Origin of the sequence: Streptomyces sp. NPDC001532 (genome assembly GCF_040298625.1) — a bacterium.
GTDB lineage: Bacteria > Actinomycetota > Actinomycetes > Streptomycetales > Streptomycetaceae > Streptomyces.
Map to the genome: position 1 here is coordinate 107304 of NZ_JBEPAL010000027.1, position 12640 is coordinate 119943.

Genomic DNA, 12640 nt, shown 5'->3' on the forward strand with positions numbered 1-12640 from the left:
CCGTCCGCCCGGTGCCTCACGGCCGGCGCGGACCGCGGGCCAGCAGCAGTCCGGCGAGCGCGGACGCGGTGAGCGCGACGGCCGCCACCACCCACAGGGCGCTGTGCACACCGGCGGTGAAGGCGTCGGTGACCGCGGAGGTCACCTCGGCGGGGGAGCGGCCGGTCGCGCCGCCACCGGCGCGGGCCACCTCCATGACCCGGTCGGCGGTGGGCCCGGCCACGCCGCGCTCGGCCAGCCGCTCGGGCAGCGTGCCGAGGAACCGCAGGGCGAGCACCGCGCCCAGCACCGATGTCGCCAGCACCGAGCCGACCTGCCGGAACGCCGTCACCGCCGAGGACGCCGCGCCCATCTGCGCCCCCTCCACCACCTCGAAGGCGGCGGCCGTCGACGGGGCCACGACCAGCCCGCTGCCCAGCCCGACCAGCACCAGTCCGGCCGCGGTGACCGCGTAGCCGCCGTCCGGCCGCTGGAGCAGCAGCACCAGCGCGGCGACCGCGGCGACCAGCGATCCGCCCGCCAGCAGCAGCCCCGCCCGCACCCGGCCCGCCAGCCGCTGTGCCGCGAAGGTGGCCGCGACGAAGGCCAGCATCGCGGGCAGCAGCCGCACCCCGGTGCCCAACGGCCCCAGGCCACGCACCCGTTGCAGGAACAGCACCTCGACGAAGACCACGCCGACGAACACGAACAAGGACGCCGCGGCGACACACAGCGCGGCCGTGTAGCGGGCGTTGCCCATCATCCGCACGTCCAGCATTGGCATCGGCGACCGGCGCTCGGTCAGCACCAGCGCGGTGAGCGCCCCGGCGGCCACCGCCAGGGCGGCGAGGACGCGCGGGTCGTCGTACCCCCACCGGCCGCCCACCGCGATGCCGTAGATCAGCGTGGACAGGCCCAGCACCGCCCACAGCTGCCCGGCCAGGTCCAGCGGCCGGTCCGGCACCCGGGACTCGGCGACCGCGCGCAGCGTGACCAGCACGGTGACGACCGCGAGCGGAGTGTTCACCAGGTACACCGCCCGCCAGCCCGACGCCTCCAGCAGCAGCCCGCCGACCAGCGGGCCCACGGCCAGGCCGATACCGGAGACCGACACCCACACCGCGATGTACCGCAGCATGCGCGGCAGGTCCACGAAGAACGTCGTGGTGATCAGCGCCAGTGAGGTGGGCAGCACCAGCGCCCCGCCGAGACCGCTGACGGCCCGGCCCAGCAGCACCCAGCCGTACCCGGCGGCGGCCGCCACCACCAGCGAACCGGCGGCCAGCAGGACGACCCCGGTCAGGAAGACCCGGCGCCGCCCGAACCGTTCGCCCAGCGCCCCGCCGGAGAGCACACAGGCCGCGACCACCAGCGTGTACGTGCTCGACACCCAGCTCAGGTCGGCGGGCGCCACGCCCATGTCGACCTGGAGCGCCCGCAGCGTCGAGATCGCCGCGGTGACCTCGACGAACGACATGAACAACCCGAGGCAGGCGGCGAGCAGCACCAGCCTGCCGTGCGGGACGACCGGCGGCGCGGGCGGGGCGACGGGCTCGGTGCCCTCGGACTCGGCGGAGGCCGTACTCATGCCGACGGGGCCTCCTTCGTCGCCTGGTCGGCGAGGCGGCGCCGCGCCTCGTCCCAGTCGACCGGCAGCTGGTCGGCCTCCGCGTTCCAGAAGACGAAGACCGAACCCTTCATCGCGGGGCGCAGCCCGCGCACGCTCTTCGCGTGCGGATCCGTCCGGTTGAAGGCCTCCAGCGCGGCCTGGTCCCGCCACGCCGACAGCGTCCAGAACGTCCGCTTCAGCGGCTCCGCCCGCAGCGAGGCCCCGATCAGGCCGGGCGACCTGCGGACCTGCCGGAACACCACCAGCGACAGCAGGAAGAACCGGGGCACGCTCAGCAGGGACTTCAACTCCAGCCGGGACGCCATGACCACCGGCCGGCCCGCCTCGGCGGCTTTGGCGGTGTCCTGGGCGGTGCCAGGCATCCAGGGAATCGTGGGCATGCGGCTGCTCCCCTCCGTACCGACGACGGCGCATCGCCGCCACCCGTACAGAGTCCGCTCAGCCCCGATTCCGGTCACCCCCACAAGAACGAATTCCAGCCGAACCCGGACCACGGCCGCGCCCGCCACCTGCACCCCACCCGCGACCCTGCACCCGCCCGCGACCCCGCACCCCGCCCGCGACCCCGCACCCCGCCCGCCGCACCGCCCCCTCACCTCGCGCCGCCCCGCCCCGCACCGCGCCGCCCCGCACCGCGCCGCAAGCCGTCCCCCGGAGTCGGCATGGCCGGTGGTTCGGACAGGTCCGTGCCGGGCGATCGAAGGGTTCGATCGGGTGTGCGAGGTTCCCGATGGGGCGATTGACGCTGTTTTCGGGCCGCGCCTACGGTTCTTCTGCGCCAACCGCCGAGCGTTCGAACAGCAGCGCGGGGCGCCCCCTTCAGAGGTATCAGCCCTCTGCGCACCGGCCGTCGCGTCACCGTGCCCGTTCCCGTCGTCGAGAACCGTTCGAGCCGAGGTGCAGCCCTGCCATGACCACCCGCGTCGCAGTCGTCGGAGCCGGTATCGCCGGACTCTCCGCCGCCCATCATCTGCCGGACGACGTCGAAGTCACCGTGTACGAGAGCCAGGACCGCCCCGGCGGTCACGCCCACACCGTGGAGGTCGACGAGGACGGCCGGACGATCGGCGTCGACACGGCCTTCGTGGTCTTCAACGCCCGCACCTACCCCGACCTCACCGCGTTCTTCGAGAAGCTCGGCGTGACCGCACTCGACCACACCGGCGGCTTCGACTTCTTCGACCTCGACCGCGGACTCGACTACGGCACCGCCGAGTTCGAGCTCGACGAGAGCGAGATCGCCGCCCGCTACCCGGCGGACTTCCTGCCGCTGTGGCGGGACGCCGAACGCTTCCACCGCGAGGCCCCCCGCGACTTCCTGCGCGGACGCACCGACCTCTCGCTCGGCGACTACCTCGACCGCGGCGGCTACAGCGACGCCTTCAAGTACGGCTACGTCGTGCTGCTCGCCACCGCCGTCTGGTCCGTGCCCGCCGAACTGATCTGGGAGATGCCCGCCACCACGGTGATCGCCTTCTTCATGTCCCACGACCCGGGCGGCCTCGGCGGCCGCTCCGTCGCCTGGAAGACGGTGGCCGGCGGCAGCATCGAGTACGTCCGGCGGATCGTCGCGGGCCTGCGCGGCACCGTCCGCACCGGCTCCCCGGTCACCCGGGTCCGCGAGGAGGACGGCGCGGTCGTCGTCGGCACCGCCGCCGGCGAGGAGCGCTACGACTACGCCGTCCTCGCCGCGCACGCCGACCAGACCCTCGCCCTGCTCGAACGCCCCACACCGCGCCAGGCGGAGATCCTCGGCAGGGTCCGCTACAGCTCCACCAGCGCCGTGCTGCACACCGACCCCGCCTGCATGCCGCCCCGCCGGGAGCGCTGGCAGAGCTGGAACTACGGCCTGAAGACGGTGGACGGCCGGCCCCGCACCTGGGTCGCCTACTACATGAACGCCCTCCAGGGCTTCACCGCCCGCCACGACTACTTCGTCACCCTCGACTCGCCGATCACCCCGCGCGACGAACTCGTGGTGCGCGAACTGCCGTTCACCCACCCCGTCATCGACCTCGACGTCCGGGCCATGCAGCGCACGATCTACGACGTCAACGCACCCGGCGGCCGGATCAAACTCGCCGGCTCCTACTTCCACGCACCGCGCATCGGCGTCGACCTCATCGGCTCCCACGAGGCCGGGTTCGTCTCCGGCCGCATGGCGGCCGAGGCCGTCAACCGCGAGCTGCGGGCCGCACCCGCCGCGCAGGCGCCCACCGAACCGAACGCACGGAACTGACCTGAGGGGAATCGACATGCAGCGTGTCACCGCCGAAGAGGCCCAGGCCTGGCTGGTCGAGAAGCTCGCCGTCCGGCTCGCAGTGGAGCCGGCGCAGATCGACCCCGAGCGCTACTTCGACGAGTTCGACCTCGACTCCACCGAGGCGCTGATCCTCGCGGGCGAGCTGGAGAAGTGGCTCGGCTTCGAACTGGAGGCCACCGCGCTCTGGTACCACCCGACCATCGCCGCCCTGTCCGAGCACATCGCCGAGGAGAGCGACCGGCATGTCGCTGCCTGAACCCGCCCCCGCCGGCCGGCCGGCCCGCCGGCAGCCGCCGCCCCGGCCGCTGCTGACGCCGCTGCGCCCGGCGGACCCGGCGGCCCGGCCGGTCGTCGCCGTCCACCCCGGCGCCCTCCCGGCCACGGCGTGGGCGGACCTCGCGGACCGGCTGCCCGAGGACACCGCGCCGTACCTGCTCGACCTCGGGGCCGTCCCCGAGTACGTCACGGCCGCCCTGGACCCGGCCGCGCCCGTGGTCGGCGTGCGCGCCCTCGCCGCCCGCTGCCACACCGCGCTGACCGCCGGGGGCCTCACCGAACGGCCCCTCACCCTGATCGGCTGGTCCTTCGGCGGGGTCGTCGGCTACGAGATCGCCGCCCGGCTCGACGCCGAGGGACACGGCGGCAGCCTCCAGGAGCTGGTCGTTCTCGACTCCATCGCGCCCGTCGCCGCCTTCCAGCGGCCCGACGACGCGCTCGAACCGGCGCTGCTGCTCGACTGGTTCGCGATGTACCTCGGCGCCCGGCGCGGCCGCCGCCTCGTCACCGACGCCGCCGCCACCTGCGACCTCGACGCCCTGCTGCGCGCGGCCGTCGCCCAGGACGTCCTGCCCGCCGGCACCGAACCCGCCGGACTGCGCAAGCTGTACGCCGCCTTCCACGCCGGACTGGTCCGCAACAACCGCTGCACCGCCGGCTATCTGCCCGACCCGCTCGACCGCTCCGTCACCGTCGTCAAACCGGAGCGCTCGCTGCTGCCCGCCAGCCCCGACCTCGGCTGGAGCGGCCTCAGCGGCCGCCCGCCACGCCACCTGGCCGTACCCGGCGACCATTACACGATGCTGCGCGAACCGGAGACCGTCACCGCGCTCACCGCCCTGGCCGCCACGGCACCGCAGCCCGCCGGCCCGACCGGCTGACCGCGCCCCGCACCGCGCCCTGCCCCGCACCCCCCGCCGCACCCGACACGCATGCCCCACAGGACCATCGGAGGACCATCGTGCGCTACCCACGTCTGGCCGAGACCCCGATCGCGATCGTCGGGTTGGCGGGCCTGTTCCCCAAGTCGCGCGACGTGCGGGCGTTCTGGCACAACATCGTGGACGCCGCCGACTGCATCGAGGACGTCCCCGCGTCCCACTGGAACCCCGAGGACTACTACGACCCCGACCCCGCCGCCGAGGACAAGACCTATGTGCGGCGCGGCGGCTTCCTCCCGGAGATCGCCTTCAACCCCATGGAGTTCGGCCTGCCGCCGAACACCCTGGAGGTCACCGACATCCTCCAGCTGCTCTCCCTCACCGTCGCCCGCGACGTGCTGCGCGACGCCGGCACCGACCGCGGCGACTGGTACGACGCCTCCCGCACCGGGGTCGTCCTCGGCGTCACCGGCGCCAACTCGCTGACCCAGCCGCTCTCCGCCCGCCTCCAGACACCGGTGCTCAAGGAGGTCGTGCGCAGCGCCGGCCTCAGCGAGCAGGACGCCGAGGAGATCGCCGAACGGTTCAAGAAGGCGTACATCCCCTGGGAGGAGAACTCCTTCCCCGGCATGCTCGGCAACGTCGTCGCCGGACGCATCGCCAACCGCTTCGACCTCGGCGGCACCAACTGCACCGTGGACGCCGCCTGCGCCAGCTCCCTCGCCGCCGTCAAGCTCGCCGTCAGCGAACTGATCGAGGGCCGCGCCGACCTGATGATCACCGGCGGCTGCGACGCCGAGAACACCATCCTCATGTACATGTGCTTCAGCAAGACCCCGGCGTTCTCCAGGAGCCAGCTCATCCGGCCCTTCGACGAGTCCGCCGACGGCACGCTGATCGGCGAGGGCATCGGCATGCTCGCCCTCAAGCGGCTCGCCGACGCCGAACGCGACGGCGACCGGATCTACGCCGTGCTGCGCGGCATCGGGACCTCCAGCGACGGCCGCTTCAAGAGCATCTACGCGCCCCGCGCCGAGGGCCAGCAGCTCGCCCTGCGCCGCGCCTACGAGGACGCCGACGTCCCCGTCGGCTCCGTCGAACTGTTCGAGGCGCACGGCACCGGCACCGCCGTCGGCGACCACACCGAACTGTCCGCGCTGTCCACCGTGGTCTCCGCCGGCACCGACGACCACGGCTACGCCGCCATCGGCAGCGTCAAGTCCCAGATCGGGCACACCAAGGCCGCCGCGGGCGCCGCCAGCCTCATCAAGCTCTCCCTCGCCCTGCACCAGAAGGTGCTGCCGCCCACCATCAACGTCGAGACCCCGAGCGCCGCCGTCGACCCCGAGCGCACCCCGTTCTACGTCAACACCGAGGCCCGCCCCTGGATCCTCGACCCCGCCCGCGACAAGCGGCGCGCCGCCGTCTCCTCGTTCGGCTTCGGCGGCACCAACTTCCACATGGTCCTCGAAGAGCACGACGGCACCCGCACCGACGCCCAGGTGCTCGGCCCGGTCGTCCGCTGGGGCCTGTGGCACGCCGCCGGACCCGAGGCGCTGGCCGCCCGCCTGGAGAACGGCGCCGACCCCGACGACCAGCGCCCCGTACCCGAGCAGCACGCCCGCGTCGGCATCGTCGCCCGCACCGACGCCGAGTTCGACGAGCTGCGCGCCACCGCCGCCGAACTGTTGCGCGCCCGCCCCGACGCCGACACCTGGCAGCACCCCAAGGGCATCACCTACCGCCGCACGGCCCTGCCCGCCGGCACCAAGGCCGCCGCCGTCTTCGCCGGACAGGGCAGCCAGTACGTCGGCATGGGCCGCAGCGCCGCGCTCGCCCTGCCGCCCGTGCGCGCCGCCTTCGACCGCGCCAACCGGCTCAGCGAGGGCCCCGACACCCTGGCCCGCACCGTCTTCCCGCCGCCCGCGTTCAGCGACGCCGCCCGACGCGAACAGGAGACGGCCCTGCGCCGCACCGACTACGCGCAGCCCGCCATCGGCGCCCTCGCCGCCGGCCAGTACACCTGGCTGCGCGAGCTCGGCTTCCGCCCCGACGGCGCCATCGGCCACAGCTTCGGCGAACTCACCGCCCTGTGGGCGGCCGGCGCCCTCGACGACGACCGGTTCGCCCAGCTCGCCCGCGCCCGCGGCCGGGCCATGGCCCCGCCCGAGCACGCCCCCGCCGACTTCGACCCCGGCGCCATGGCCGCCATCCGCGCCTCCCTCACCGACGTACAGGGCCTGGTCGCGACCTACCGCAACGTCGCCATCTGCAACATCAACGCGCCCGGCCAGATCGTCGTCGGCGGTCCCACCGAGGAGATCGACCGGCTCGTCGCCGACGCCTCCGGCCGCCGCATCGGCGCCACCCGGCTGCCCGTCTCCGCCGCCTTCCACACCGGCTTCGTCGCCCACGCCGCGGACGCCTTCCGCGAGGCCGTCGACCGCACCGGACTCGGCACCCCCGCCATCCCCGTCTACGCCAACGCGCCCGGCTCCGCCTACGGCACCGACGCCGGCGCCAACCGGCGCACCCTCGTCGACCAGCTGCTGCACCCCGTCGACTTCGTCTCCGGCATCGAGCGGATGTACGCCGACGGCTTCCGCGTCTTCGTCGAGTTCGGCCCCAAGCGCGTCCTCACCGACCTCGTCGACCGCATCCTCGAAGGCCGCTCCGACGTCGTCACCCTCGCGGTGGACGGCGGCCCCGCCAAGGACAGCGAACTGTCGCTGAAGCGCGCGGCCGTCGAACTCGCCGTGCTCGGCCTGCCGCTGACCGGCCTCGACGACCATGTCGCCCCGCGCCCGGCCGAGGCCGCCCGCAAGGGCATGAGCATCCCGCTGCGCGGCATCAACTACGTCACCGAGGACCGCCGTACGGCCTACCGCGCGTCGCTGTCCCAGCCGCTCGCGCTGACCGGCACCGCGCCGGAGCCCACGCCGGAGCCCAGGCCGGAGCCCGCTGCCGAGGCGGTTCCCGGGACCGGTGTCGAGGCCGTGCTCCGCGAGGGCCTCGGCCTCCAGGCGGAGATCCTGACCGCCCACGCCGACACCGTGCACGCCTCGATCCGTGCCCTGGAGGAGTCCGTACGGTCCGGCGCCCACCCCGACACGGAAGCCGCCGTCCGGCTCATCCGCGAGCAGGGCGCGGCGATCGGGGCGGCACACGAGCGCTCGACACGGCTCCTGCTGGAGGCGCTGCGAGGTGAGGAGCGGACGCAGCAGCCGACACCGGAGGCGGTCCCGGTGCCGACGCCGGAGCCGGTGCCGGTGCCGGTGCCGGTGCCGGAGGCGGAAGTCCCGGCTGCGCCCGTGCCTGTTCCTGCTCCCGCTTCTGCTCCCGTTCCCGCTTCTGCGCCGGTCTCCGGTGTGCTGGAGGCGTTGATGGGGGCGGTGGCGGAGAAGACCGGTTATCCGGTGGAGATGCTGGAGCCGGGGATGGATGTCGAGGCGGATCTCGGCATCGACTCGATCAAGCGGGTGCAGATACTCGGGGCGTTGCAGGAGTCGTATCCGGTGTCGGACGACGTGGATCCGGAGGTGTTGGCGGAGCTGCGGACGCTGGACGACATCGCGAACTTCCTCGGCTCGACTGTGTCGGCCCCGGTGGCTGAGCCGGTGTCCGAGCCCGCGCCCGCTCCAGCTCCCTCGCCCGCTCCTGCGCCCGCTGCCGTCTCTGGTGTGCTGGAGGCGTTGATGGGTGCGGTGGCGGAGAAGACGGGTTATCCGGTGGAGATGCTGGAGCCCGGCATGGATGTCGAGGCGGATCTCGGCATCGACTCGATCAAGCGGGTGCAGATACTCGGGGCGTTGCAGGAGTCGTATCCGGTGTCCGAGGACGTCGATCCGGAGGTGCTGGCGGAGCTGCGGACGCTGGACGACATCGCGAACTTCCTCAGCTCGACTGTGTCGGCGCCGGTGGCTGAGCCGGTGTCCGAGCCCGCGCCCGCTCCTGCTCCCGTTCCCGCTGCTGCGCCGGTCTCCGGTGTGCTGGAGGCGTTGATGGGTGAGGTGGCGGAGAAGACGGGTTATCCGGTGGAGATGCTGGAGCCCGGCATGGATGTCGAGGCGGATCTCGGCATCGACTCGATCAAGCGGGTGCAGATACTCGGGGCGTTGCAGGAGTCGTATCCGGTGTCCGAGGACGTCGATCCGGAGGTGTTGGCGGAGCTGCGGACGCTGGATGACATCGCGAACTTCCTGGCCTCCTCTGTCCCGGTGTCCCAGCCCCAGCCCGAGCCGACCGAGGTTCCCGCTGCGCCCGCTGCCGTCTCCGGTGTGCTGGAGGCGTTGATGGGTGCGGTGGCGGAGAAGACGGGTTATCCGGTGGAGATGCTGGAGCCCGGCATGGATGTCGAGGCGGATCTCGGCATCGACTCGATCAAGCGGGTCCAGATACTCGGGGCGTTGCAGGAGTCGTATCCGGTGTCGGACGACGTGGATCCGGAGGTGTTGGCGGAGCTGCGGACGCTGGACGACATCGCGAACTTCCTCAGCTCCGCCGTGTCGGCCCCCGCCGGCTCGGGTGCCGCGGCGCCGCTCACCGTCACCTACCCCACCGCTCCCGGCATCGGCCGCACCTACGCCGAGGTCACGGAGATACCTCCGCCGCACGTCCTGGTCGGTGCCTACGCCGACGCCCGCACCGCCGTCCTGGTGCACGACGGTTCCCCGCTCAGCCGGCCGCTCGCCGGCGCGCTGCGGGGTGACGGCTGGCGGGTCGAGGTCGTGGTGCTGCCCGGCGCCGACGCCCGAGTGCCGGACGCGGACGCCGTACGGTGGCTGGCGGGCTGGGAGGAGGCCGAGCTGGCCGGGGCGCTGGTGAGCGGGCGGGCCGACCTGGTCGTCCAGGTGGCCGCGGAGGCCGGACCGGAGTGGGCGCAGGCGCTGCGCCGCCTCGAACACGGCCTGCTGGTGGCCAAGCACGCCCTGCCCGCGCTGAAGGCGGTGGCGGCGGACGGCGGCCGGGCCGCGTTCGTGGCCGTGACCTCGCTCGACGGGGCCGGCGGCCAGACCGGCGGCGGTGACGGCTCCCCGCTGCTCGGCGGCATCGCCGGACTGGTGAAGACGCTGGCCGTGGAGGCGCCGGAACTGTTCGCCCGTACCGTCGACTTCGCTCCGGACCTGGCACCGGCCACGATCGGTGCCCGCTTCCTGGAGGAGATCGGCGACCTGTCGGTCACGCCGGCCGACGTGGCGCACGACGCCGCCGGCCGCCGTACCGTCGCGCCGTCCGCGGACCCGGCGCCGCCGCGCGCCGCCGCCGTACCGGAACTCACCGCCGACGACCTGCTCGTCGTCACCGGCGGCGCCCGCGGCATCACCGCGGACTGCCTGCACGCGCTGGTCGCCGCCCGCCCCGCCGGTCTGCTGCTGCTCGGCCGCAGCCGGCCCGCCGCCGAACCCGACTGGGCCGTGGGACAGGAGGGGCCCGCGCTGCGCGGACTGATCGCCCGCCGGATGGCGCAGGGCGGGCAGAAGCCGCTGCCGCGCGCGGTGGAGGCGGAGTACCGGGAGATCACCGCGGCCCGTGAGATCGCCGCGAACCTCGCCCGGCTCGCCGCCACCGGCGCCCGCGTGGAGTACCTGGCCGTGGACATCACGGACGCCGTGGCCGTCCGCCGCGAGCTGACGCCGTACGCCGGACGCGTCACCGGTGTGGTGCACGGCGCCGGAGTGCTCGCCGACCGGCTGATCGCGCAGAAGACGCCGGAGGAGATCCGCCGGGTGCTGGCCACCAAGCTGCTCGGCCTCGGCAACGTCCTCGACGTGCTGCGCGGCATCGCCGAACTGCGGCACGTGGTGCTGTTCTCCTCGGTCGCCGGGTTCTTCGGCAACCGGGGCCAGTCCGACTACGCGATGGCCAACGAGGCACTGAACCGGATCGCCGCCCGGCTGAAGCGGGAGCTGCCCTCCGCGCGGGTGACCGCGATGAACTGGGGTGCCTGGGACGGCGGAATGGTCTCCGACGACCTGCGGGAGATGTTCGCCTCGCGCGGCGTCGCCCTGGTGCCGGTCGCGACCGGGGCCGGGATGTTCGCCGAGCAGTTCACGGCGGCCCACGCCCACGACACGGTCGTCGTCACCGGACCGCTCACCCCGCTGTCCGCCCCGCCGGACACCCGCACCGCCGCCCCGCTCGTCGTGGACCGCACCCTCGCCGACGTCGCCGCCGGGCCGCTGCTCGCCGACCACGCCCTCGGCGACCGCCGGGTGCTGCCCGCCACCGCCGCGCTCGGCCTGCTCGCGCACGCCGTGGAGACGGCCACCGGCCGCGAGGTGACCGGGGCGAGCGGGTTCAAGGTGTTCAAGGGCATCACCTGGGGCGAGCCCGACACCGAGGCCCCGCAGCGGCTGCGGCTGTCCCTGGAACCGGTCGCCGGGACGGCGGAGACCGAGGTGCTCGCCTCCGCCGTCGACGCCGCCGGCCGCGGCCGGCCCGCCTACAGCGTCCGCCTCGGCACCGCGGAGACCGGCAGCGCAGGCAGCGGCAGCGCAGGCAGCGGCAGCGCAGGCAGCGGCGCCGCCCCGGCCGACCGCACCGACCTCGCCGCGCTCGCCCGCACCGCCGGGCCAGGCCGGGACGCCGCCCGCCTCTACCGCGACGGCACGCTCTTCCACGGCCCCTCGCTGCGCGGCCTGCGCACCGTCCTCGCCGCCGACGGGCAGCGGCTGCTGGTCCGGGCCCGGCTCGCCGACGACCGGGCCGCGCACCGCGGCCACCACACCCGGCTGCACAGCCCCGTCCTCGCCGACCTGCTGCTCCAGGCCGTCCTGGTGTGGGTGCGCGAACAGCGCGGACGGGCCTGCCTGCCCATGGAGATCGGCCGGGCCCGGCTGTTCGCCCCGCTGCCCTCCGACACGGACTTCCTCATCGCCGTCGAGGACGTCCGGGCCGGCCGGACCGGCATCACCTGCACGGTGACCGCCACCGACCCCGACGGCCGGGTGCTCGCCGTACTGGAGGACGTGGCGGCCGTGGAGGACGCCGAACTGGAGAGCCGGTTCCGGCAGCAGGGCGGCTCCGTCGCCCCGGTGACGGTCTGACAACCCCGAAGGCGGATCCCATGGGCTCCTACGCGATCGTCGGCCTGTCCTGCCTGTTCCCCGGAGCGGCGACGCCCGACGCCTACTGGCGCAACCTGATGGACGCGGTCGACTCCCGCACCGAGGGCGGCGAGCGGATCTTCGGACACGACCCGCACGCACCGGAGCCCGGCCCGCCGGCCGACCGCGACCGGCACCGCATCTACTGCACCCGCGGCGGCTTCCTCGGCACCGAGGCCGACGTCGCCGTACCCGAGGGCTGCGCACTGCCCGACGACCTGCTCGCCGGACTGGACCGCTCGTTCCACTGGGCGCTCCGGACGGCCCACGACGCCCTGGCCGACGCGGGTGCATCCCCCGCTGCCGCGTCCGGCGGGGCCGAAGGCCGGAGGACCGGGGTGGTGTTCGGGAACTACCCGTTCCCCACCCCGGCCTCCGGCCGGACCGCGGGGAAGCTGTGGGACGCCGCCGTGACCGAGGGCCTGGCGGCGGCCGGCTTCCCCACGGCCGGGCTGCCGTCCATGACGGAGGACGGCAGCCCGGCCGCGGACACCGCGCACCGGGG

General features: G+C 74.2%; 7 protein-coding genes. 5 read left to right on the top strand and 2 right to left on the bottom strand.

The features are described from left to right. Positions 1-16: 16 nt before the first annotated feature. Together ABT232_RS24095 and ABT232_RS24100 are read right to left on the bottom strand one after the other, a co-directional pair. Positions 17-1567, bottom strand: coding sequence for an MFS transporter (locus ABT232_RS24095; RefSeq protein ID WP_351843220.1), 1551 nt, complete (start codon positions 1565-1567; stop codon positions 17-19). Next, a complete protein-coding gene (locus ABT232_RS24100) occupies positions 1564-1971 on the bottom strand; it encodes a DUF3291 domain-containing protein (protein ID WP_351843222.1) in 408 nt (135 codons plus the stop codon). Before ABT232_RS24100 ends, ABT232_RS24095 begins: the two co-directional genes overlap by 4 nt. A 548-nt stretch (positions 1972-2519) precedes the next feature. On the opposite strand from ABT232_RS24100, the gene ABT232_RS24105 reads away from it, so the two are divergent. The 5 genes from ABT232_RS24105 to ABT232_RS24125 all read left to right on the top strand — a co-directional run. Beyond that, the gene (locus tag ABT232_RS24105; protein WP_351843224.1) at positions 2520-3848 is read left to right on the top strand and encodes an NAD(P)/FAD-dependent oxidoreductase; all 1329 of its coding nucleotides are present in this window, start codon (positions 2520-2522) and stop codon (positions 3846-3848) included. Between the two features lie 16 nt (positions 3849-3864). Further along, complete coding sequence (locus ABT232_RS24110; RefSeq protein ID WP_351843226.1) at positions 3865-4128, top strand: acyl carrier protein; 264 nt, start codon at positions 3865-3867, stop codon at positions 4126-4128. Continuing rightward, on the top strand, positions 4115-5029 hold the full coding sequence (locus tag ABT232_RS24115) for a thioesterase domain-containing protein (protein ID WP_351843228.1): 915 nt from the start codon (positions 4115-4117) through the stop codon (positions 5027-5029). The genes ABT232_RS24110 and ABT232_RS24115 overlap by 14 nt, the downstream gene beginning before the upstream one ends. 80 nt (positions 5030-5109) lie before the next feature. After that, positions 5110-12075, top strand: a complete 6966-nt coding sequence (locus ABT232_RS24120; RefSeq protein ID WP_351843230.1) for an SDR family NAD(P)-dependent oxidoreductase — start codon at positions 5110-5112, stop codon at positions 12073-12075. A 20-nt stretch (positions 12076-12095) separates the two neighbouring features. After that, the coding region (locus ABT232_RS24125; RefSeq protein ID WP_351843232.1) for a beta-ketoacyl synthase N-terminal-like domain-containing protein at positions 12096-12640 on the top strand (545 nt) is incomplete at its 3' end.